The 23,176-nt window shown below is 54.4% G+C and carries 19 protein-coding genes and 2 tRNA genes; 18 read left to right on the top strand and 3 right to left on the bottom strand.

All coding sequences use genetic code 11. The features are described from left to right. The first annotated feature begins 29 nt into the window (after nucleotides 1-29). Genes ACRDT3_RS08045 through metG form a run of 3 tightly spaced genes read left to right on the top strand, consistent with a single transcriptional unit; the run spans nucleotide 30 to nucleotide 4,160 of the window. Nucleotides 30-1,523 carry a glycosyltransferase gene (locus tag ACRDT3_RS08045; protein WP_431492474.1) on the top strand — a complete coding sequence of 498 codons (1,494 nt, stop codon included), beginning with the start codon at nucleotides 30-32 and terminating at the stop codon, nucleotides 1,521-1,523. 21 nt (nucleotides 1,524-1,544) lie between these two features. After that, the gene (locus ACRDT3_RS08040; RefSeq protein ID WP_431492473.1) at nucleotides 1,545-2,552 is read left to right on the top strand and encodes an NYN domain-containing protein; all 1,008 of its coding nucleotides are present in this window, start codon (nucleotides 1,545-1,547) and stop codon (nucleotides 2,550-2,552) included. A gap of 57 nt (nucleotides 2,553-2,609) precedes the next feature. Then, entirely contained in the window at nucleotides 2,610-4,160 is a 1,551-nt protein-coding gene (metG, locus tag ACRDT3_RS08035) for a methionine--tRNA ligase (RefSeq protein WP_431492472.1), read from the top strand. A gap of 74 nt (nucleotides 4,161-4,234) precedes the next feature. On the opposite strand, the gene ACRDT3_RS08030 is transcribed toward metG, so the two are convergent. Further along, the gene (locus tag ACRDT3_RS08030) at nucleotides 4,235-4,927 is read right to left on the bottom strand and encodes a response regulator (RefSeq protein WP_431492471.1); all 693 of its coding nucleotides are present in this window, start codon (nucleotides 4,925-4,927) and stop codon (nucleotides 4,235-4,237) included. A gap of 7 nt (nucleotides 4,928-4,934) precedes the next feature. Continuing rightward, nucleotides 4,935-6,158 (bottom strand): sensor histidine kinase, encoded by a 1,224-nt coding sequence (locus ACRDT3_RS08025; RefSeq protein WP_431492470.1) that lies wholly within the window; start codon nucleotides 6,156-6,158, stop codon nucleotides 4,935-4,937. Between the two features lie 195 nt (nucleotides 6,159-6,353). On the opposite strand from ACRDT3_RS08025, the gene ACRDT3_RS08020 reads away from it, so the two are divergent. From ACRDT3_RS08020 to thiL, 11 genes are all read left to right on the top strand, one after another. Then, nucleotides 6,354-7,412: a 3-isopropylmalate dehydrogenase gene (locus ACRDT3_RS08020; protein WP_431492469.1), complete on the top strand. Its 1,059-nt coding sequence runs from the start codon at nucleotides 6,354-6,356 to the stop codon at nucleotides 7,410-7,412. 114 nt (nucleotides 7,413-7,526) lie between these two features. Next, nucleotides 7,527-8,621 (top strand): branched-chain amino acid aminotransferase, encoded by a 1,095-nt coding sequence (locus tag ACRDT3_RS08015; protein ID WP_431492468.1) that lies wholly within the window; start codon nucleotides 7,527-7,529, stop codon nucleotides 8,619-8,621. 74 nt (nucleotides 8,622-8,695) lie between these two features. Continuing rightward, nucleotides 8,696-9,787, top strand: coding sequence for a UDP-glucose 4-epimerase GalE (gene galE / locus ACRDT3_RS08010; protein ID WP_431492467.1), 1,092 nt, complete (start codon nucleotides 8,696-8,698; stop codon nucleotides 9,785-9,787). Nucleotides 9,788-9,804: 17 nt separating this feature from the next. Beyond that, nucleotides 9,805-10,569 carry a fumarylacetoacetate hydrolase family protein gene (locus ACRDT3_RS08005; RefSeq protein WP_431492466.1) on the top strand — a complete coding sequence of 255 codons (765 nt, stop codon included), beginning with the start codon at nucleotides 9,805-9,807 and terminating at the stop codon, nucleotides 10,567-10,569. A gap of 158 nt (nucleotides 10,570-10,727) precedes the next feature. Then, the gene (gene gltX, locus ACRDT3_RS08000) at nucleotides 10,728-12,233 is read left to right on the top strand and encodes a glutamate--tRNA ligase (protein ID WP_431492465.1); all 1,506 of its coding nucleotides are present in this window, start codon (nucleotides 10,728-10,730) and stop codon (nucleotides 12,231-12,233) included. Nucleotides 12,234-12,263: 30 nt separating this feature from the next. After that, the gene (locus ACRDT3_RS07995) at nucleotides 12,264-12,992 is read left to right on the top strand and encodes an HAD family hydrolase (protein ID WP_431492464.1); all 729 of its coding nucleotides are present in this window, start codon (nucleotides 12,264-12,266) and stop codon (nucleotides 12,990-12,992) included. A 138-nt stretch (nucleotides 12,993-13,130) separates the two neighbouring features. Continuing rightward, nucleotides 13,131-13,202, top strand: a tRNA-Gln gene (locus ACRDT3_RS07990). 48 nt (nucleotides 13,203-13,250) lie between these two features. After that, a tRNA-Glu gene (locus tag ACRDT3_RS07985) sits at nucleotides 13,251-13,326 on the top strand. 99 nt (nucleotides 13,327-13,425) lie between these two features. Continuing rightward, the gene (locus ACRDT3_RS07980) at nucleotides 13,426-15,192 is read left to right on the top strand and encodes an ABC transporter (RefSeq protein WP_431492463.1); all 1,767 of its coding nucleotides are present in this window, start codon (nucleotides 13,426-13,428) and stop codon (nucleotides 15,190-15,192) included. Then, complete coding sequence (locus tag ACRDT3_RS07975) at nucleotides 15,192-16,835, top strand: GTPase (protein ID WP_431492462.1); 1,644 nt, start codon at nucleotides 15,192-15,194, stop codon at nucleotides 16,833-16,835. The genes ACRDT3_RS07980 and ACRDT3_RS07975 overlap by 1 nt, the downstream gene beginning before the upstream one ends. Nucleotides 16,836-16,841: 6 nt before the next feature. Further along, on the top strand, nucleotides 16,842-17,858 hold the full coding sequence (thiL, locus tag ACRDT3_RS07970; RefSeq protein WP_431492461.1) for a thiamine-phosphate kinase: 1,017 nt from the start codon (nucleotides 16,842-16,844) through the stop codon (nucleotides 17,856-17,858). 27 nt (nucleotides 17,859-17,885) lie between these two features. Here the strand turns inward: thiL and ACRDT3_RS07965 are convergent, their stop codons facing one another. Then, nucleotides 17,886-18,611: an IclR family transcriptional regulator gene (locus tag ACRDT3_RS07965; protein ID WP_431492460.1), complete on the bottom strand. Its 726-nt coding sequence runs from the start codon at nucleotides 18,609-18,611 to the stop codon at nucleotides 17,886-17,888. Nucleotides 18,612-18,733: 122 nt separating this feature from the next. Here ACRDT3_RS07965 and leuC point away from each other — a divergent pair, with 122 nt between their 5' ends. The 4 genes from leuC to ACRDT3_RS07945 all read left to right on the top strand — a co-directional run bounded on the left by leuC (nucleotide 18,734) and on the right by ACRDT3_RS07945 (nucleotide 23,149). Then, a complete protein-coding gene (gene leuC / locus ACRDT3_RS07960) occupies nucleotides 18,734-20,173 on the top strand; it encodes a 3-isopropylmalate dehydratase large subunit (protein ID WP_431492515.1) in 1,440 nt (479 codons plus the stop codon). A 14-nt stretch (nucleotides 20,174-20,187) separates the two neighbouring features. Next, nucleotides 20,188-20,793 (top strand): 3-isopropylmalate dehydratase small subunit, encoded by a 606-nt coding sequence (gene leuD / locus ACRDT3_RS07955; protein ID WP_431492459.1) that lies wholly within the window; start codon nucleotides 20,188-20,190, stop codon nucleotides 20,791-20,793. 257 nt (nucleotides 20,794-21,050) lie between these two features. Beyond that, complete coding sequence (gene murA, locus ACRDT3_RS07950; RefSeq protein ID WP_431492458.1) at nucleotides 21,051-22,370, top strand: UDP-N-acetylglucosamine 1-carboxyvinyltransferase; 1,320 nt, start codon at nucleotides 21,051-21,053, stop codon at nucleotides 22,368-22,370. A 14-nt stretch (nucleotides 22,371-22,384) separates the two neighbouring features. Continuing rightward, nucleotides 22,385-23,149, top strand: coding sequence for a lysophospholipid acyltransferase family protein (locus tag ACRDT3_RS07945; protein ID WP_431492457.1), 765 nt, complete (start codon nucleotides 22,385-22,387; stop codon nucleotides 23,147-23,149). Nucleotides 23,150-23,176: the final 27 nt, after the last annotated feature.

Below are 23,176 nucleotides of genomic sequence, written 5' to 3'. Positions count from 1 at the left end.
GGTTCTATTAACTAGACAACTAAGGAAAAATGAAAATAGTTTCTATTATGCCTGATATGGGCCCGGGTGGGCTCACAGCTGCGGTACTTAGCCGTTCTTCGTTGATGGTTGAGGCAGGGGAAGATGCATCCGTCGTTCTTTATCAGTTCATGCCATATTTTGAGGAGGCTGTTCGGGAAAGAATCAGAAATGGGCGGTTGAATAGTAAAGTGAGAGTACATAACCCCTACCAGTATTACGATTCTTTATATTCCGATAAAAGCGGCTACGTGCCTGAAATTTATCCTCAAACATATCAGCATTTAACGTTCACCAAAGAAGAAATTTGCGAGTCATATTTCGACGAAGAACTAAATCTCCTAGCACGTGTTATTAGATCAGCAGCATCCAGAAAGTTAATTAGTATTCAGTATTTCGATGAAGCGTCATTGATCAGAAAAGAGGAATTCTTTTATGGTCGTAAAACTCCACGAATTGTACGTTACTATGCGAATGGTTCGCTTGTTAACGAAAGATACTTAAGTGTCAATGGGTTTTGCTATCTGCGCCAAGATGTAAACGGGAAGACTGGGAAATTTACTGGATTCTGGTCTTGGGATTCCAAAAACAAGATTAAATTTTACAAAAGCATATGGGATTGGCGCCGAGACTTTGTGAGTAACGTCGTTTGCATAAATTCCAGTTCAAATTTGTTATTGTGTGATGGGAATAATGTACCACCGCAATTTTTGCGGCTGAAAAGTGATAGATTTAAGGTTTGTCCGGTTATTCATATGAACCATCTTGACGAGCGTGGGCGTGAACGAAAGCACTATGGAATTTACTTCAATAAATTAAGCGACTTTGACGCAGTTATCTGTTTAACCAGTGAGCAAGCAAACGATTTACGCACTTCGTATGGCGTTGAGATCCCTATTTGTGTCATTCCGAACAGAATTGCGGCCTTGCCAGTAAGTGAGATTAATAGTAATCCCCGGAACTTTGACGTGACTATGATCTCGAGGTTGGAGGAAGGCAAAGGACTGGCAGACGCAATAGAAGCGTTTCGACTTATTGCTGATAATTTGCCTGATGCAAAGTTGGAGATCTTCGGATCTGGTTCCATGGAACAGGAGATTACAAACTTAATCAAGGAGCACGGTTTAGAGAGAAACATTACTCTTCGAGGGGTAACACCTACACCTTTGAAAGAAATGGCCAAAACGAAAGTTTTTATTTTTACTTCCGAAAGCGAGGGGTTTGGATTAACAATTGCAGAGGCGTTATCTACAGGAACCCCCGTAGTTTCGTTTGATGTTAAATATGGGCCGAGTTCACTGATTGAAGATGGGGAAACGGGTTATCTAATTGATAACAGAAATTTGAAACGGCTTGCCGATAGCGTCGTTTCATTACTCACGGATGAGGACCTAAGAGCAGCTTTCTCTGAAGCTGCGCGTCGCTGGTTCGATGCAAATCTGTCCGACAAAGCGGTGCTTGCGCGCTGGATGAAGGCCATCGACCTAGTTTCTAAAAACCAATAACCTCTGGCGTTTGGGAGAATCATGATGAATCAAACTGCAATATTTATTGATGCCGGATTTCTACTCTCACTAGGCGGTCATCGTGCCGCCGGAACAACCCTACGTTCAGCCTTCACAACACATTATGAGGCGCTGGTACGCGGGATCGTGCAAACCGTAAAGAAGAACACGGGTCTGAATAATCTCCGCGTTTATTGGTATGACGCCTCGAAAGACGGGCTATTTACTGAACAGCATAAGCGGATCGGGTTGATACCCGGCGTTAAAGTCCGTTTAGGTCGTATCTCCTATAACGGCGAGCAAAAAGGTGTGGACCTGAGGCTGGCACTGGACCTTGTAGGAGTTGCCCGTAACGGTTCGGCTTCAATTGCTTACTTGGTCTCCGGCGATGACGACCTCGCCGAAGCCGTTGAAGAAGCGCAAGACTTGGGCATGAAAGTAGTGTTGCTAGGCGTAGCGAAGTCCGATAGCCGACTTGGCGTAGCCTCGGTGGCTGAGCATCTGGCGTTGACCGCTGACTACATTGAAATCGTTCCAAATCAACTATTGGATAGTGCATTCACCAAGGTTCTTGAATGGGACAAAAATCATTCTGAAAAGACGTCTCTGATTGCTGGTGCTTCTTCAGATACAGAAGCAAAACCAGCCGCCAAACCATTGGTTCCTACTCCTGCCGTCATGGCTCAGAAGCCGGTCATCAGACCAGCCGCTGAACGGGAAGCTGAACCTGTGGTGGTCTACTCCAGTGGTGGTGAAAGTTCTGGCTATCAGGGTTCCGCAGCTTACGAGCAACAAGAGTTGAAGGTTGCAGAAGAGATCGGTGCAAAGGTTGCTGAATCTTGGCTTGCCTTTACTACACAGTCTGACGTAGTAGAACTAATTGCTGACAAACCGCAGCTGCCACCCGAAATTGACAGGACTTTGCTCAAGGATTGCGCTCAAGTACTAGGGGAATGGAAAACTGATCAGCAGACCATCCGCCGTACACTTCGTGGCGCCTTCTGGGAGTATTTGGACAAGATTATGTGACGAGTCAGTAGTATCTGGAAATCCGCTTTCTGACGCTAGCTAAGGTAAATTTATATCGTGACTTCTCAGCAGAAACCTTTTTACATCACCACGGCTATTTCATACCCGAACGGTACCCCGCACATTGGGCATGCCTACGAGGTAGTGGCTACCGACGTTATGGCTCGATTCAAGCGCCTAGATGGTTTTGACGTCTTCTTCTTGACCGGCACCGACGAACATGGCCAGAAGATGATGCAGACCGCAGAGAATCTTGGAGTCACGCCGGCTCAGCTGGCTCAGCGCAACTCTGATGCATTCCAAGCCATGAATGATGAGTTGGGCACAAGCTATGACCGATTCATCCGTACCACTGATGCGGACCATCATGCGGCTGCCCAGGAGCTATGGCGCCGTATGGAAGCCAATGATGACATTTACTTGGATAAGTACGCAGGATGGTACTCGGTTCGTGATGAAGCCTTCTACACCGAAGACCAAACGGAAGTACGCGAAGATGGCATCCGTTATGCCATTGAAACTGATACCGAAGTTACCTGGACTGAAGAAGAATCCTACTTCTTCCGCTTATCCAAGTACCAGGACAAGCTGCTGGAATACTACCAGTACAACCCTGAATTCGGCGCTCCTCGTTCGCGCTTCAATGAAGTAGTACGGTTTGTCGAAGGCGGACTGACCGACCTTTCCATTTCTCGCACAACCTTTGACTGGGGCATCCCGGTACCGGGTAACGAGAAGCATGTCATGTACGTGTGGGTAGACGCCCTGACCAATTACCTGACGGGTGTTGGATTCCCAGACGTTGATTCTGCTTCCTTCCGTAAGTACTGGCCTGCTGATGTTCACGTCATTGGCAAAGACATCTCGCGATTCCACGCGATTTACTGGCCGGCATTCCTGATGTCCGCCAAGTTGCCGCTGCCTAAGCGCGTCATGATCCATGGTTTCCTGCACAATAACGGTGTGAAGATGTCTAAGTCTCTGGGCAATACGGTTTCCCCAGATGATTTTGTGAACCGTTATGGTCTGGACCAGGTACGCTATTTCTTCCTGCGTGAAGTCCCATTTGGCGCCGATGGCAGTTACAACCATGAGACCATCGTTGCCCGTATTAACGGTGACTTGGCGAATAATTTCGGTAACCTTGCACAGCGTTCTCTGTCGATGGTTGCAAAGAACTGTGGGGGAACAGTCCCAACCCCAGGCGAATTGCTGGAAGCTGATCAGAAGATTCTGGATGCAGCTGGCAAGCTGCTGGAAATCAACCGCGATGCTTTCTCACGTCAGGAATTCAGCAAGGCACTTGAAGCCGTTTGGCATGTCCTAGGTGACACCAATGCTTACTTTGCTGAGCAGGAGCCATGGAAGCTGAAGAAGACCGATCCTGAGCGTATGGCTACTGTCTTGTATGTGACCATTGAGATTGTCCGGAAGGTGGCGTTGCTGCTTCAGCCAGTATTGCCCCAGGCAATGACTTCTATGCTCAATGCGTTGGCAGTTGGCGAAGGTTCGGCGCGAACCTTTGAGTCCTTTGAGAGTGCCTTGGTTCCAGGGACTGAGCTCCCAGCTCCTTCGCCTGTATTCCCGCGCTACGAGGAAGAGAAGTAAGAATTCCTTAAAAGAAGTTGAGGTGCTCTGCTCGATTGCAAATTCGAGCGGAACACCTCAATTTTTTCATTCAGTCACGGGGTAGCGACTCCGGTTTGGTAGGCGATGACTACAGCCTGGACCCGGTCACGCGCTTCCAATTTGGCCAGAATATGGCCGACATGGGTTTTGACTGTAGCTTCTGACAGGAATAGTTTTCCTGCGATTTCCGGGTTGGAAAAACCTTCCGCGATCAAGCCAAACACTTCCCGTTCGCGAGGTGTCAGTGATTCAACAGCGGCAATCAGGTGATCATTGTGCTGTGACGAGCTCTTCTTGAGCATTGGCGCCATGTGGTCCAGCAATCGGCGAGTGGTCGAAGGTGCTATGACGGCATCTCCTCGATTGACCGTGCGCACGGATTCCAAGAGTTCTTCTGGGGGAGCATCCTTTAGAAGGAAGCCGCTGGCGCCGGCTTGAATGGCGCTTAGCGCGTATTCATCCATGTCGAAAGTCGTCAGCACGATGATCTTGGGGCCATCCGCGGCCTTCTTATCCGGATCCAGGAGGCGCTCGGTAGCTTCGATGCCGTCCATTTCCGGCATTCGCACGTCCATCAAGATGACGTCCGCCTGAGACATCAGTGGTGCAGCTAGCGCTTCACGGCCATTGCCAGCTTCAACAATGACCTCCATATCCTCTTGGGAATTAATGAGCATTCTGAAGCCACTGCGAACCAAGAGCTGATCATCGACCAAAGCGACCTTGATGGCATCTGTTTTAGGCATTTGGATATTAGTCCTCGGTGTATGGGATCGAAACATTAACGGCGAAACCGCCCCCGGTCCGGGGGAGTGCAGTACAGGTACCTTCATATAAGGCTACGCGTTCTTTCATGCCCTGCAGCCCCTGGCCCACACCTTCGAGGACGATAGAACCGGCACCTCGCCCATCGTCGCTGACGCTCAAATTCAGGCCTCGGGAAGTCCACTCAATATGGACTTGGGTCTGTGTGTCCGGCCCAGCATGCTTGATGACATTCGTGAGTGATTCTTGAATGCATCGATAAATTGTGAGCTCCGCGCCCGCCGGTAATTCTTTCCGCGGGGTTCCAGAAGTTTCGAGCTGGACGTTCAGCCCGGACACGGCAACGCTTTCTACCAGTTCAGGTACATTTGCCAGCGATGGAAGAGGGCGATTTTCCAATTCCTCATCTTTGCGTAAAACGCCCAGGAGTCTGCGCATCTCTTTCAGTGATGCGCGGCCAGTATCTGAAACCGTCTTCAGGGTCTCGATGGCAATCGCCGGGTCTTTCGCCGCCGCATACCGTGCCCCGTTGGCTTGGGTGATGATGACAGAAAGCGAATGGGCCACGATGTCATGCATCTCGCGGGCAATGTGGTTTCTCTCGTCGGAAGCTGCTAGAGCGCGCTCGATGAGACGTTCTTTCTCCAGACGCTCGGCGTGGTCCTTTAGGGACTTCATGGCCAGCCGCCTCGTGCGCGCTAAGTCACCGAAAGCCCACGAAACAGTGACGACCAACGCCAGACCTACGAAGGAGATCATCATGTCGAAGGTAAAGATAGGCGCTGGATCAGGAGCAATCCTTGAAGCGGGGAATATGCTGAACGTTGCCAGCAAGGCGCCAAGTAGACCCAGACCTAGGGTGCTGAATGACTGCCAGCGTTTCCCGTAAACGGCCATGGTGTAGACCATGATCGGAACAGAGACTTGCGAGAACATTATTAGCCCGTCAAAGGCGAGTTGCAGCAGGTGTCCGAAGGCCACGACAAGGGTAACGGACCATGGGTAACGGCGCCGTACCATCAGCGGCGCGGATTGAAGGAGTGAAAGGCTCAGTACGGCTAGAAAGGTAGCAGGAGTCGACATTGAAGAAGCAAGGCTGAGGGCTGCTGGTATGCAAAAGAGCGTGTACAGGAGCCCGTTGATGAAATCAACTCGTCCGGGATTCTCGCGGATCCAACCGTCAATCCGACGGTGGGGATTGGCAAAGATCAAGTGTTCCTGCAATTCAACGTGTTAGTAACTGTCGATCCGTAAAGCGAAGCAAAGGACCTGTTTATCCAAGGTTATCGGTAACAATGACTGCGATGCCTCATGCCCAGGGAGGAAATATCTCGCCGAAAGCTAATCAGATCTCATCATTCGAGATGAACTCTCAAATGGCGGACGCCAGTCGCTAGAATCTGTGCCATGGGAAATGTAATTGATATTGCGGTCATTCCGGGTGACGGTATTGGCCCAGAAGTTGTTGCCGAAGCGGTCAAGGTTCTGAAGTTTGTCACCAATGGTGGCAAAAACGAGATCAAGCTGACTGACTACAAGCTTGGCGCAGAGCATTGGCTGGAGACTGGGGAAACCCTTCCGGAAGAGACGCTGGATGCTATCAAGAAGCACGATGCGATTCTCTTCGGCGCTGTTGGTGCTGCCCCTGGAGATACGCGGATTCCGTCCGGAATTATCGAGCGCGAAATGCTATTGAAGCTCCGCTTCTCGCTGGATCATTTCGTGAACCTGCGCCCGGCTAAGCTCTATCCTGGAATTGAGAGCCCGCTGGCTAACCCCGGTGAAATTGACTTCGTGGTGGTTCGCGAAGGCACCGAAGGCCCGTATGTAGGCAATGGCGGTTCGGTTCGCACGGGTACCGCGCATGAAATCGCTACCGAAGTATCGGTGAATACCGCCTATGGCGTTGAACGTGTTGTCCGCGACGCATTCCGCCGTGCATCAGAGCGCGAACGCAAGCATGTCACCCTGGTTCATAAGCACAATGTGCTGGTGCACGCTGGGCATCTGTGGAAGCGCACTGTCGAAATGGTCGCGCAGGAATTCCCAGAGGTAACCCACGATTACCTGCACGTGGATGCAGCCACCATCTTCCTGACCACGGACCCATCGCGTTTCGATGTGATTGTCACTGACAATCTCTTCGGCGACATCCTCACCGACCAGGCCGGCGCCATTACCGGTGGTATCGGCCTGGCCGCAAGTGGCAACATCAACATGGACCGCACCTACCCATCGATGTTTGAACCGGTTCATGGGTCCGCTCCCGATATTGCCGGGCAGCAGAAGGCGGACCCAACCGCGGCAATCCTGTCGGTGGCACTGATGCTTGAACATCTCGGGTTGGCTGAAGAAGCACGTACAGTTGAGCAAGCTGTTGAAAAAGAGATCACTTCGCGTCAAGAATTGACCGATAATCGCACCACAAGTGAAATTGGCGATGCAATTGTCGCGTTACTGGCATAAGCTGAATGTGACGTTTCCGGTTAGCCGCTAGCCGGTAGCAAATCCACGAACGGATGTTCCGCAGAGGCGTGGAGCATCCGTTCTTTGTTTATTGAACAAGGAAGTCCAGGGTAGATGGAATTCACCGAAAATCTCTCAACGAATCGCAAGAGCGAGCAGGACCGAGCCGGCATCTTGGCCAATCCTGGGTTCGGAGACTTCTTCACTGATCACACCGCAGTTATTGACTGGTCAGCAGACGATAGCGGGCGTAACGGTGAGTGGCACGATGCTCGAATTGAGCCATACGGCCCTATCGCCATGGATCCAGCCGCTTCGGTACTGCACTATGGCCAAGAAATCTTCGAAGGGCTCAAGGCCTACCGCCATGCCGACGGTTCGGTGTGGACTTTCCGCCCGCACGCTAACGCTGCCCGCATGAACAAGTCGGCTCAGCGTCTAGCGCTTCCGCAGCTGGATGAAGACGTATTCGTCGACTCGCTGCGCAAGCTGGTAGCAACTGACATCGATTGGGTCCCCACCGGTGACGGCGAAGCCCTGTACCTGCGTCCATTCATGATTGCTACCGAAGCCTTCTTGGGCGTGCGCGCAGCGCGTGAGGTTTCCTACCGCGTCATCGCATCGCCAGCAGGCAACTACTTCGGTGGCGAGCTCAAGCCCGTTGCCATCTGGGTATCGCAGAACTACGCGCGAGCAGGCCGAGGTGGTACAGGTTCGGCCAAGTGCGGTGGCAACTACGCTGCTTCGCTCGTAGCCCAGCTGGAAGCTGAAGAAAACGGCTGCAAGCAGGTTCTGTTCCTTGACTCCTTCAATGACAATGCCGTTGAAGAGCTCGGGGGCATGAATGTCTTCTTCGTAACCAAGGACAACAAGCTGGTGACCCCAGCGTTGACCGGAACCATCCTTGAAGGCGTGACCCGTTCATCGGTCATCCAGCTCGCGAGGGACCGCGGCATGGAGGTTGAAGAACGCAAGATCACCCTGGATGAATGGCGTGAAGGCATCGCCTCTGGCAACATTGCCGAGGTTTTCGCTTGCGGCACCGCAGCTGTGATCACCCCAATCGGCTTGCTGAAGAACGGCGAAGAGCTCATCGGTGATGAAAACGCTGCAGCTGGCGAAGTGACCATGTCCATTCGCGAAGAACTGTTGGGAATCCAGCGGGGCACCGTGGGAGACCGTCATAGCTGGCTGGAACGTTTGGCGTAGAAACTTCATAAACGACTACGATGGTCTCAGGGTTCAGTGCCCTGAGACCATTGTTTTATGCAAAAAGGAATGAAATGCACGTATTGGTAACGGGTGGTGCCGGATATATCGGATCACACGCGGCTCTGCTTCTGCTGGAGGCCGGGCATAGGGTGTCCGTTTTTGATAATTTGAGCAATTCGTCGCCTGAAGCGCTGAAGCGTGTCCGTCAGATGTCAGGTTCAGCTCCGGAACTATTCGTTGGAGACCTGCTTGATGCTGACCGTGTAACCGAGGTCTTGGAAATTACGAAACCGGACGCAGTCATTCATTTTGGTGGGTTGAAGGCCGTTGGGGAATCGGTTGAAAAGCCAATTACCTATTACCAGAATAACGTCGTCGGGACGCTGAACCTGATTACAGCGATGGAATCCGCCCAAGTCAAGCGGCTGGTTTTTAGCTCTTCTGCCACCGTGTACGCAGAGTCCAAAGAGCTGCCATTGGTTGAGAACGCACAACGCGATGCCTCGAATCCGTATGGCCGTACGAAGCTGCACATCGAACAGATCCTAGAAGACCTCGCGGTGTCCGACCCGCAGTGGTCTATTGCGATATTACGATACTTCAACCCAGTAGGCGCGCACCCATCAGGCAACATCGGTGAAGACCCACAGGGTATCCCTAACAACTTGATGCCTTTTATTGCCCAGGTTGCCGTAGGACGTCGCAACGAGGTCCGCGTCTTCGGCACCGATTATCCTACATATGATGGTACCGGCGTGCGCGACTACATTCACGTTATGGACCTTGCGCAGGGCCACCTCGACGCGTTGGGGTATTTGAACCAAAACAATGGGCAATACGTATGGAATCTCGGTACTGGTAGTGGCACAAGTGTTCTTGACGTTATTGGCGCATTCTCCCGTGCCTGTGGACGTCAGCTTCCGTATGAGTTAGTTGACCGTCGTCCCGGCGACATAGCCGAATATTACGGTGATCCAACTACCGCGCGTCTTGAGCTGGGTTGGAAAGCCGAGCGTGGAATCGAAGAGATGGCTCGTGATATGTGGGAGTGGCAGTCGAATAATCCGTCTGGCTACCCAGATTACGACCTTGAAGGCATTCCCGAAGATGAGCTGAACAAATTCATCCGCGGCGCTCGCGAGTCACTTCCAGAAACAAAGTAGACGAAGGATTTATTTGTATGAAGATTGCTAGGTTTGTTGTCGACGGCGACCCTCTTTACGGAGTCGTTGACGGGAATGACATTCATGTACTTGCAGGAGACCCCTTCTTCCAGGGCATAAAGACCACTGGCGCAACCCATTCCCTGGACGATGTTCGTCTGGTTGCTCCGATTATCCCGCGTTCTAAAGTTGTTGGATTCGGACGGACTTATCGCGAGCATGCCAAAGAACTAGGTAATGAAGTACCTGATGAGCCATTGATGTTCCTGAAGCCAAACACCTCCGTAGTTGGCCACGGCGACCCTGTGACGCTACCGGCTTTTTCCAACGAGGTCTCCTTTGAAGGCGAACTCGCTGTTGTCATTGGGCGTATCTGCAAGGACGTTCCAGCCGACAAGGCGCAGGACGTAATCTTCGGCTACACCGTAGCAAACGACTTAACTGCCCGAGACGCTCAGCGCACTGACCCGCAGTGGGCGCGCGCGAAGGGCTTCGACGGTTCATGCCCGCTTGGGCCGTGGATCGAGACTGATCTTCAAGACCCTGATGATATTGGAATCGTCAGTCGCGTTAACGGTGAGGTGCGTCAGGATGGAGCCACGAATGAATTGATCTGGCCCGTCAACGAATTGGTAGCCCGCGCCTCGCAAGCATTTACTTTGCTTCCCGGTGATGTGATCATGACTGGCACACCAGCTGGCGTTGGTCTTGTAACGGCCGGCGACATCGTGGAAATCGACGTTGAAGGCATTGGAATTCTTCGCACGGTATTCCGGGGCTAGATTAGTACAACGCCACTACTTACTGCTAGAATTTTGTTCACCACCAACTTGCCATCATCAAATTGGTGGAACCGCACTGGCTCTCGATCATTAATGTGATCGGGAGCCTTGCGCTTTAACTGCACGATTCAGTGCAGAAGGCATAGAATGAAAGCATCATGACTGATCTATCGCTGATTCCCGTTGTTACCGAAGAGACCCCGGTACGCGTTCGTTTTTGCCCATCCCCAACTGGTACCCCACACGTAGGTTTGATCCGCACTGCCCTGTTCAACTGGGCCTACGCGCGTCACACCGGCGGCAAAATGGTCTTCCGCATTGAAGACACCGATGCCAAGCGTGACTCCGAAGAAAGCTACAACCAGCTTTTGGATGCCTTGGCATGGTTGGGTATCGATTGGGACGAGGGCGTCAACGCGGGCGGTCCTCATGAACCATACCGCCAGTCGCAGCGTGGTGACATCTACCAGGACGTCATTGCCAAGCTTCGTGCCGCAGGCCATGTTTACGAGTCCTACTCGACCCCAGAAGAAGTTGAAGCACGCCACAAGGCAGCCGGCCGTGATCCGAAGCTGGGCTACGACAACTTCGACCGCGAGCTGACCGAAGAGCAGAAAGCAGCATTCAAAGCTGAAGGCCGTGAACCGGTATTGCGTGTTCGCATGCCAGATCACGACATCACCTTCAACGACTTGGTACGTGGGGAGATCACCTTCAAGGCTGGATCCGTTCCCGACTATGTGGTGGTACGCGCCAACGGCAAGCCGCTGTACACCCTGGTCAACCCAATCGATGATGCGCTGATGGGGATTACCCACGTGCTTCGTGGCGAGGACCTGCTGTCATCGACTCCACGCCAAGTTGTCTTGTACGCGTTGCTGCACGACATCGGCGTTGCCCAGTACATGCCGCGCTTTGGCCACCTGCCATACGTTATGGGACAGGGCAACAAGAAGCTCTCTAAGCGTGATCCGGAATCCAGTGTATTCCTTCACCGCGACAATGGTTTCATCCCGGAAGGCCTGTTGAACTATCTCGCACTGCTTGGCTGGTCGCTGAGTGCAGATGAAGATATCTTCTCGCGCGAACAGCTGGTAGAAGCCTTTGACGTAACTGACGTGCTGTCCAATCCTGCCCGATTCGATGTGAAGAAGGCAGAAGCAATCAACGGCACCCACGTGCGCATGCTTGAGGCACAGGATTTCCGTGATCGTTTGGTTCCTTACCTGAAGGCCGCTGGTCTGGTTGGCGAAGAGCTGACTGAACGCGATAACGACATCTTGGACCAGGCTGCGCCATTGGTGCAGGAGCGTATTGCCCTCTTGGGTGAAGCGACCGACATGCTCGAATTCCTCTTCAAGTCTGATGACGAAATTGTCATCGATGAGAAAGCGCTCAAGGGAATGCCGGCGAACCTGGTTGAGGTTGTCGACGCTACTGTCCAGGGACTCGAGAGCCTTACCGATTGGAACGCTGAAACCATTCAGGCGGCCCTGCGCACGAAGCTTGTAGACGAACTGGAACTGAAGCCTCGCCAGGCATTTGGACCAGCCCGCGTTGCTATCTCCGGCAAGCGCGTATCTCCACCGCTCTTCGAGTCCATGGAAATTCTTGGACGCGAGTCGAGCCTCAAGCGTCTGCGCGCATTTGGTGAGTCCCGCTAGCGATTCGCCGATAACTCGATGAAAAGCACTTTGAACGCCTCGGATGGGTTCAGTCCTGTGACTGTTCCTGTCCGAGGCGTTCTCTTTGATATTGATGACACGCTCGTAGATTTGCGCACGGCCGCAATCCGCGGTTTCTCGTCCGTTTCCGAGCCGCACCTGGCGCATCTGCATCCTGAGCGACTAGCCGAAATTGCAGCAGATTTCGCGGATGATGGTGCTCAAGCCTATGAGAGGTACATGGCAGGCGAGCTCACGTTTATGGGCCAGCGGGAAGTGCGGTTGCAGCGTGCGTACAGGTTGGCAGGAAAAACAGCGCCCAGCGGAGAAGACTATATGCGTTGGGCCGCTGATTACGAGACGAGGGTTCGCAAGGCATGGAAGCCCTTTGGGGACGTTCGGGCGTTCTTGGGCAAGCTGGAAGAATTGGGAATCCCCTACGGTGCGGTTAGCAACAACGTTGAGGCCTATCAGCGTGACAAACTGCTAGCCGCTGGGCTACAAGGTTTCCAATGCGTCATTGGCTCCGATACCGCCGGTGCACCTAAACCTCATTCTGCCCCGTTCCTTGCCGGGTGCGCTGAATTGAAGAGCCTGCCGGCACAGACGCTTTACATAGGGGATAACCCTATTAATGACTATCAAGGTGCCATTGACGCGGGGCTCCAGTCAGTTCTCCTGGACCGTGCTTCACTTCACAAGAATTTCTCTGGTTGGTTAGTGGAAGATTTGGGATCCCTCACATCTGTTCTTTGCTGATTTTCCGCGAATTCTAGGTGGGATACCGGTCGAGGGGCTCGATTTGTGTACTGATCATTAGGCCGGTATAGTTTTATCTCGTGCTACGGCAGTGGCCGGAATGATGCTTAGCTGAATTCCTGAAACGCCAAGTCACAGTGGGATATGGTGTAATTGGCAACACAACGGTTTCTGGTTCCGTCATTCTAGGTTCGAGTCCTGGTATCCCAGCGCTTCACCAAAGGAATTTGGTGAGTTGAAGATTTATCTTCAGCGTACGGCCCCATCGTATAGCGGCCTAGTACTCCGCCCTCTCACGGCGGCAACACGGGTTCGAATCCCGTTGGGGTCACCACTGTAAAACCGCGGAGAATTCCGCGGTTTTTGCGTTTCCCGAACAAAATCTGCATCAAGCTAGCGGGTTTCCCTGTTGGCATGAGGCAAGATAGTTCTCATGGAGTCGAATTCAGATCTGGCTAAGAGCTCAGGGCAGGAAACTGCCTCGCAAACCGAAATTGGCAGTGATTCCGCGGCGCGTCTGAGCGAGCTCAAGGATCTGCTCGAAGAGCTTTCCTTTGTTAATGGTCGGCCACGAGAAGCCTCTGCATTTGAAGAACTGCGCAACAAGGCATTGCACCAAATCTCGGACTACCTGATTCCACGAGTTTCGAATCTAGGCGCACCGCTACTGGTGGTTGTCGGTGGTTCCACAGGCTCAGGCAAATCGACTCTAGTAAATTCCCTTCTGGGGGAACATGTCAGTCTTTCCGGCGCAGTACGCCCGACCACCCGAACTCCGGTCTTGGCGTTCAACCCCGTTGACCAATCATTCTTTGAATCGGAACGGATTCTTCCCGAACTTAAACGCGTAGCCGGTGGTGGGTTCAATACCGACGGCGGAGCAGCTAGTAATCACGCGCTGTTGATGACGCCCCGTGAGCAGGTTCCACGCGGGTTGGCAATTCTTGATGCACCGGATATCGACTCGGTTTCCGACGAGAACAGGGAATTGGCAGGCCAACTTCTGAACGCAGCAGATCTGTGGATTTTTGTAACCACAGCCAATAGATACGCTGACGCTCTTCCTTGGGATATGCTCACCGAAGCCGGTGCGCGGAAAATTACTGTCTGCGTCGTTTTGAACAGGGTGCCGCCTGGAGCCGAGGACGACATTGTTCCGGACTTGAAACGCCTGTTAAGCGAGAAGGAGCTGGATCCCTCGCTGTTGCATGTCCTAAACGAGACGCAACTAGATGACCAGAAATTGATTCCAAGTGAGCACGTGGAGCCCTTGCTCGCATGGCTGAATTCACTGGCAGCAGATTCCGCTAAACGGCAACAGATAGCGGCCCAAACGCTTGATGGCGCGTTGCGGCGCACTACCGCAGATGTCAGCGAGCTAATCGCTGAACTGCAAGAGCAGGAAAAACAGCTCGGTGAATTGCGAGCCCTTACCAATGAGCGCTTCACGCAATCGCTGGCCAGAATTAATGATTCGCTCAATGACGGATCGTTGCTACGTGGCGAAATCCTGGCCCGGTGGCAGGACTTCGTAGGAGCGGGCGAGCTGCTGCGCGGGATCGAAGGCGCCATTGGACGAGTGAGGGATCGTGTTGGCGCATTCCTGACTGGTAAACCGCCAGCTACCCATCGTGTTGAACAAGCCATCGAATCAGGCTTGCATATGGTCTTCATTGCGGAGGTAACCAAGGCTTGCCATGACATTGACAGGTCGTGGAAGAACACGCCATTTGGCCAAGCACTACGATCTAATCTGCAATCGCCGCGGCCGCCGCAGAACCTCAATGAGCAAGCATCAGAAAGCATCCGGCTTTGGCAAAAAGATGTCTTGGACATGATTCGCCAGGAGGGCGCCGGGAAGCGCAAGACTGCCCGCATGGCCGCATTCGGAGTAAACGGGGTAGCGGTCATCCTGATGGTCGTGGTCTTTGCGTCAACAGCGGGTCTCACCGGATTGGAAATCGGCATTGCCGGTGGCTCAGCATTGGTAGGGCAGAAACTGCTGGAAGCAATTTTTGGCGAGGACGCGGTACGTCGCATGGCCACCAAAGCCCGCAAGATGCTTGACTCCCGAGCACGTGATCTACTGGCTAGAACCTCGTCGATCTATCTGGACGAACTAGCCGCAAACTCCCAGCCGGAGCTTGCCGATCGATTGGGCAAGATTACCGCAGCCTTGAGCAGCAAGGGGGCTCACTAATGTCCGAGCGCAAGATCCTCAGAGCCGTCAGCGGTCTCAACTCGCAAATCAATAGCATCGTGGAAGCGATGCAGCTTGCAGAACCTTACCTGGAACCAGAAACCATCGATTTAGCCGCGGACGTCATCACCCGTGCTGAATCTCGGCGCCAGCTTTCAGCCGAACATGTTGTCGTAGGACTTTTCGGTGCCACCGGCAGCGGAAAATCAACGATGTTCAATGCTTTGGTAGGCCAGGAGCTGGCTGCCACTGGTGTTATCCGCCCGACTACTACTGATACTGTCGCTGCAATTTGGGAACCAGAAGGTGCTGCCGAACTACTGGACTGGTTGGAGGTGACTACTCGCCACGTCATGGGCGATCAGGACAGCCGCGCACAGCCTGCCAAGAAAAATAAACTCGACGCCGGACTCTTGCTGTTGGACCTACCCGACATGGATTCCACGGCAGTCGATCACCACAAGATTGCTGCTCGGCTGGTGGGCCAGGTGGATTATTTGGTGTGGGTGCTTGATCCACAGAAATATGCCGACGCGTCAATCCACCATGGCTATCTCAATTCCTTGCGTAGCCAGCAGGGCAACCTGCTGATCGTCTTGAACCAGATAGACAAGATTGCCGAACAGGAACGCAAGCAAGTTGTCGATTCCTTGCGCGGCATCTTGGCTACGTCCGGCTTGGAGAACCTGCCCATCGTATGTGCCTCTGCTGCCACGGGTGAAGGGGTCGCAGATGTGCATGCCAAGATTGCGGCAGCGGCGAAAAACAAGGCTCTTTCTACGCGTCGACTCCGTGCAGATGTTGATCAAGTCATTCATCGCCTGAGTGGGGAACTCCAAGTCGAGAAGGTGCGCTTGCCTAGCCAGCTGCACCAAGCGGAGCTGGAGCGTGTGATCGCAAAAGCGCACGGCGCCCATTACATTGCTGACGCAGTGGAAACCTCCTACTTGCTTCGTGGCGCTTCGCGAACGGGGTGGCCGTTGACCACGTGGCTGGTCAAGCTGCGCAACGATCCGCTTAAGCGGATGAATCTTGGGCGCCAGCATGAAGACCCAGAGCTGTCTTTGACTTCGCGTCCCGAGCTTTCTGTAGCGGAGACCTCGGCTATCGAACACGGCATCAACCAGTATGTTTCCGAGGCTTCTAGCGATCTTCCGGAAAGTTGGAAAGAGCCACTGCGTGAAAAGGTGCACGCAAATACGGAGGTACTGGATGACGGCATCGATGCGGCTATAGCCGGAACACCGTTAGGTGTTGAACGGTCATCCTGGTGGTGGCCGGTAGTCAAAGTCATCCAATGGGTTGCACTCGTTGCGGCACTGGGTGGCGCCCTGTGGCTCGCAGGCTATCCGGTTGCTGGATACTTCCAGTTCGACCTGCCGGAGGCTCCGCGAGTCGAAGGAATCGCGGTCCCAACATTGCTGGTTTTCATCGGAATACTGCTGGGTATTGTCCTTGGGTTGGCCTGCTCGTTTGTCAACCGAATAGTCGCTAAAGTTAAGCGAAGGAAAGCGTTGAAGAACATTGAACGCTCGGTATCTCATTTGGTCAGGCAGGCAGTAGTTGAGCCTGTCGACCAGCATTTGGACACCTTCAATAGTTATTCAGCATTGATCACCTCAGCAGCCAAGAAAGCCGATTAGAACTCTGTGACTACAAACCAATCAAACGTCGATGCAACGGTGGGTGACCTTGGCGAGCAAGGCATACTGGACGCGATGTTGCCGCTGCTTGATTCTGAACATGCAAGTCTCGGGCCGGGCGACGACGCAGGTGCGCTACTCGTGCGCGGAACGGAAGTTCTCGTCTCCGTGGATACCCTGGTTGAGAATCAAGATTTTCGGCTGATCTGGCCCAGCGGGCTAGAGCACAGAGCTTATGACATCGGGTGGAAATCTATTGCACAAAATGTTTCGGACATTAATGCGATGGGCGGTCACGCCACTGGCGCTGTGATTTCTTTGTCCCTGCCGAAGGAAACTTCCTTGGAATGGGTTAAAGGCTTCAGCCGCGGCGTTGCCGATGCTATCCAGGGACTTGGCGCACAGGAACTTACCATTCTCGGGGGAGACCTCGGGAAGTCCCAAGAAATATCCGTTACCACTACCGTCCTGGGCGAATGCGAGCATGGAAAGGTCTTGAGGAGCGGAGCCCAAGTTGGTGACCGCATTGCCGTGGCAGGACGTGTCGGCGCTGCAGGGGCAGGACTATCCGTGCTTGAACATGTTCACAACGAACAAGGTTGGAGCAGAGCAGTGCGCCGGCTGGTCCAGGCACAGTGCCGTCCCGTGCCGCCGTTGGAATCCGGTCCACGTGCCGCGGAAGCGGGTGCTACAGCCATGATGGACATATCTGATGGGCTGATCCGTGACGCTGGGCGCTTGGCCAAAGCCAGTCATGTGAATCTCGAGTTAGAGTCTTCCGCGCTCCAGGAATACGCTGTTCGCTTGGAAGCCGCAACAGAACTGACTGGCACCGATCCCATGGCGTGGGTACTGTATGGCGGCGAAGATTTTGGACTACTTGCTACCTTCCCCGAGCGAATCGAAATCCCAGAGGAATTCACCGTAATTGGTGCTGCCAAACCCGCAAATGGCCGTCGCGCCGTGGTGAAAGTTGATGGCCAGGTCGCAAAGCCAGAGACTGGCTTTGACCACTTCGGCTAGCTGCCCCGAACGTACTTCATGAGCTAGCTACACGCGGTCATTTTGAACGCGCAGCAGTTCGGAAAGCTCGTGGGCGGCCCTAGTCACGGCTTCATGGTGAATCTTCCCTGGCTGGCGTGTGAGCCGTTCAATCGGGCCGGACAAGGACAGGGCTGCGATAACTCGTCCGGATTGCCCGCGAACTGGTGCGGATACGGAAGCAACGCCTGGCTCGCGTTCTCCCAGCGACTGGGCCCAACCACGCCGACGGACGCCAGCCAGAATTGTCGGCGTGAAGCGCGCATGATGCAATCCTTCCACCATGCGTTCATTGTCTTCCCATGCGAGCAGGATCTGGGCTGCCGAGCCGGCTTTCATGGACAGCTGGGTTCCAACAGGGATGGTGTCGCGCAGGCCGATTGGACGCTCCGCACTAGCGATGCAAACACGGTAATCGCCCTGCTTGCGGAAAATCTGCGTGCTTTCACCAGTGAGGTCGCGAAGCTTTATGAGCACGGGGCCCGCCGCGCTGACCAATCGGTCTTCGCCGGCGGCGCTGGCGAGCTCCACCAGACGGTTTCCCAACTCAAAGCGGCCATGCATGTCGCGCCCAACCAATCCATGATGAACCAGCGATTGGGCAATGCGGTGCACCGTAGGACGCGAAATTTCGGTGAGTTCCACCAACTGAGACAGGGAAGTGGGTCCATTCTCTAATGCATTGAGAATGGCTGCTGCCTTATCTAGTACGCCTACGCCGCTGCCTATTGTCATAGTTCCAGTATCACGTCTCAGTATTTGAGATTCAAGTCCGCATACTGGAAAAGTCGATCTATGAAGTGTCAAAGTTGGAGTATCAAATGTTCGTAGCTTGAGGAGTGTGTCGCATGTCCGCCATGCAGTCGCCCCAGACATTGGCAGAAAAAGTCTGGAATGCACATGTTGTGCGCCGAGGAGAAGGCGAAGGTGAAGCCCGCCAGCCGGATTTGATCTACATTGATCTCCACCTGCTGCACGAGGTGACCTCGCCGCAGGCCTTCGAAGGCCTGCGCCTGGCTGGCCGTCCGCTGCGTCGTCCGGACCTGACGATTGCGACCGAAGATCACAACACCCCAACGCTGGAAATCGACAAGCCCATTGCTGACTTGACCAGCCGCACCCAGATCCACACCCTGCGGGAGAACTGCAAGGAATTCGGTGTTCGCCTGCACTCCTTGGGTGACAAGGAGCAGGGCATCGTCCACGTGGTGGGTCCGCAGCTAGGACTGACCCAGCCGGGCATGACTGTTGTCTGCGGTGATTCGCATACCTCGACCCATGGCGCCTTTGGCGCCCTGGCTTTGGGCATCGGCACCTCGGAAGTCGAACATGTCATGGCCACCCAGTCGCTGAGCCTGAAGCCGTTCAAGACCATGGCCATTAACGTCGAAGGCACCTTGAAGCCTGGTGTTACTTCCAAGGACATCATCTTGGCAGTGATTGCCAAGATCGGTACCGGTGGCGGCCAAGGGTACGTACTGGAGTACCGTGGCTCGGCGATTCGTTCGCTGTCCATGGATGCACGCATGACCATCTGCAACATGTCCATCGAGGCCGGTGCCCGTGCCGGCATGATCGCTCCGGACGAGACCACTTTTGAATATGTCAAGGGGCGCCCGCATGCGCCGGCGGGCGAAGACTGGGACGCCGCCGTTGAGGACTGGAAGCAGCTGCATACCGATGAAGGCGCGCGCTTCGACGCTGAAGTCTTCTTGAATGCGGATGAACTTGAACCATTTGTCACCTGGGGCACCAACCCCGGCCAGGGTGTCTCGCTGTCTGAGAATGTGCCTTCCCCGGAAGACTACGAAGACGAGAACGATCGCAAGGCCTGCGAGCGTGCCTTGAACTACATGGGTCTGACCGGCGGCACTCCGCTGAAGGACATCCGCGTGGATACCGTCTTCCTGGGGTCCTGCACCAACTCCCGCATGGAGGACCTGCGTGCAGCGGCACAGGTCATCAAGGGCAAGGAAAAAGATCCTAATGTCCGCATGATCGTGGTTCCCGGCTCGGCACGAGTTCGCCTGGAAGCAGAAGCGGAAGGCCTGGACCAGATTTTCAAGGACTTCGGTGCTGAATGGCGGTTTGCAGGTTGCTCCATGTGCCTGGGAATGAACCCGGACCAGCTGGCCGAGGGGGAGCGCTGCGCGTCCACCTCGAACCGCAACTTTGAAGGACGCCAGGGCAAGGGCGGACGTACCCACCTGGTGTCGCCACTGGTGGCTGCGGCTACCGCAATCCGTGGAACCCTCTCGTCGCCTAGCGACCTCGTCAACGCACCGGCTTCGGTCTAGGAAGGATCACCGTTATGGAGAAGATTGTCAGCCACACCGGTATTGGTGTTCCACTGCGCCAGAGCAATGTGGATACGGACCAGATTATTCCTGCCGTTTATCTTAAGCGCATCACCCGCACCGGGTTTGAGGATGCGTTGTTTGCAGGTTGGCGACGGGATGAGAACTTCATCCTGAACCAGGAACCTTTCAATACCGGCTCCGTACTGGTAGCCGGTCCCGACTTCGGCACCGGTTCCTCCCGCGAGCACGCTGTATGGGCGTTGAAGGACTACGGATTCAAGGCTGTTATCTCCGCTCGTTTTGCCGATATTTTCCGTGGCAACTCGGGCAAGCAGGGATTGGTCGCCGCTGAAGTTGCCCAGGGTGACATTGAATTGATCTGGAAGGAACTGGAGAACAATCCAGGCACCACGGTCACCGTCGACCTGGAATCGCGTACGGTTCAGTGCGGTTCCATCTCGGCACCGTTCCAGATTGACGACTACACTCGCTGGCGCTTGATGGAAGGCCTGGACGATATCGGTCTGACCTTGCAGCATGAGGAAGATATCACCGCTTACGAGGCCAAGCTTCCTGCACATAAGCCGCGGACTTTGCCGGCACGTACCGCAGACTAGGTACCGAGTTCAAAGTAATTGGAATGGTCCGCTCCTCCCTGACGTTGTTAGGGGTGAGCGGATCATTGCATTCCAAATGGAATGATTTTTGGCAGAGCATAATAGGTCTGTCTGAAAGCATGCTCACAATGTGTGCGCCACGAGATGATCTGGGCATACTGGCAGGTACAGAGGCGGTATGCTTACTTAGTCCTGCCAGTTCGAAAGCCTAGAAGCTTCGGCGGGCGATAACGACTACGCGATGAGGTAATTCATACATGGGTAAGATCCTGACGATCCATGGTGGTGTCCCGCTTAAGGGCACCGTACGAGTCGGCGGAGCAAAGAACCTAGTGCCAAAAGCCATGGTCGCGGCTCTGCTTGGCGATACCCCTTCGGTATTGCGCAACGTACCGGAGATCAAAGATGTAGCTGTCGTGCGCAGCCTTCTTGAAATCCACGGTGTCAAGGTTGATCAGGACCCTGAAACCGGCGATCTCACCATGGACCCTACCCAGGTCAAGACCGCCTCGAACCAGGCGATCGATGCCCATGCCGGTGACTCGCGTATCCCTATTCTTTTCTGCGGACCACTGATCCACGCTCTGGGCGAAGCGTTCATCCCGGACTTGGGTGGCTGCCGCATCGGCGACCGACCGATTGACTTCCATCTGGAAGTACTGCGCGACTTTGGCGCCCTCGTTGACAAGGCCGCTGATGGCATCCGCATCTCGGCCCCTAACGGACTGACCGGTGCCAAGGTTGAATTGCAGTACCCAAGCGTTGGCACCACCGAACAGGTACTGCTCTCGGCCGTTCGAGCCAAGGGAGTCACCGAAGTCAGCAATGCGGCCATTGAACCAGAAATCCTGGACCTGATCTCGCTGCTGCAGAAGATGGGTGCCATCATCTCTGTGCACCGTGACCGCGTGATCCGCATTCAGGGTGTCGATAAGCTTTCGGGCTTTGACCACTCCGCTTTGCCAGACCGCAACGAAGCCGCATCATGGGCCTCTGCCGCGCTGGTCACCAAGGGCGATATTTTTGTCCAGGATGCGACCCAGCGTGATTTGACCGCTTTCCTGCACGTCTACCGCCAGATCGGTGGCGAATTCGACGTCAAGTCCGACGGCATTCGCTTCTATCACCCAGGTGGAGACCTTAATCCGCTGATCCTGGAAACCGACGTCCACCCGGGCTTCATGACTGACTGGCAGCAGCCGCTGGTAGTTGCCCTGACCCAGGCCAAGGGCGTATCGGTCATTCACGAGACCGTGTATGAGAACCGCTTCGGATTCACTGATGCGTTGGTTCGCATGGGTTCCACCGTCCAGGTTCACACCGACTGCCTCGGGTCCACCCCCTGCCGCTTTGGACAGCGCAACTTCAAGCATTCTGCTGTTGTCGTAGGCCCAGCGAAGCTGACCGGTGCTGACATCGATGTTCCAGATCTTCGTGGCGGATTCTCCCATTTGATCGCTGCCCTGGCTGCCGAAGGCACCAGCAAAGTCACCGGCATTGAGATCATCAACCGAGGTTACGAGCACTTCATGGAGAAGCTGCAGGCCCTAGGCGCAAATGTCGAGCTGAGCAACTAAAGGGGATCAGATTCGTGGTAAAGATTCTGGCCCCTGGCGAATCTGCCAAGACTAAACGGGTCTTCTCGCTATTGGCGGGCATTGTCCGTTCTGCCATGAACGGTTTGATGGGCAAAACGTGGAAGGGCTTCGAGACCCTCCCGCCGGGCGGGTACATCCTCTGCCCCAATCATCTTACCGAGATTGATCCGCTGGTTGTCGGCCATGCTATTTACAGCAATGGCCGGCTGCCACGCTGGCTGGCCAAGGAATCCTTGTTCAAGATTCCCGTGCTCGGATGGATGCTGCGCGAGACCGGCCAGGTCCCGGTGTCGCGCAGCGCATCCAACGCTGGCGAATCACTGGCCGCCGCCCAAAAAGTACTGGACGCCGGCGGTGTCATTGTCATTTACCCGGAAGGCACGCTGACCCGCGACCCTAATCTGTGGCCAATGGTTGGACGAACTGGTGCCGCACGTTTGGCCCTGCAGACCGGCGCACCAGTGGTGCCGATGGCTCACTGGGGCGACCAGGAACTGCTGCCGCGCTATTCCAAGAAAATGTATCCGTTCCCGCGAAAGCACGTCACCGTGTCTGTAGGGCAGCCAGTGGACCTTGATGACTTGCGTGGAGGCCCGCGTACTCGTGCAGCGCTGCAAGAAGCCACCGATCGCATCATGGACGCGATCACCGCACTGACCGCAGAACTGCGCCAAGAAGAAGCACCAGCTGCTCGATGGGATCCCAGCAAGCATGGCCAGTCGAAGACTGGACGAAATTTCGATACCCCGGATAACTAATTACCTTGATCATCACCTTCCAGAGGA

The sequence above is a fragment of the Glutamicibacter sp. genome, assembly GCF_050701915.1.
Taxonomy (GTDB): Bacteria; Actinomycetota; Actinomycetes; order Actinomycetales; family Micrococcaceae; genus Glutamicibacter.
This window is presented reverse-complemented; position numbering and strand designations above follow the sequence as displayed.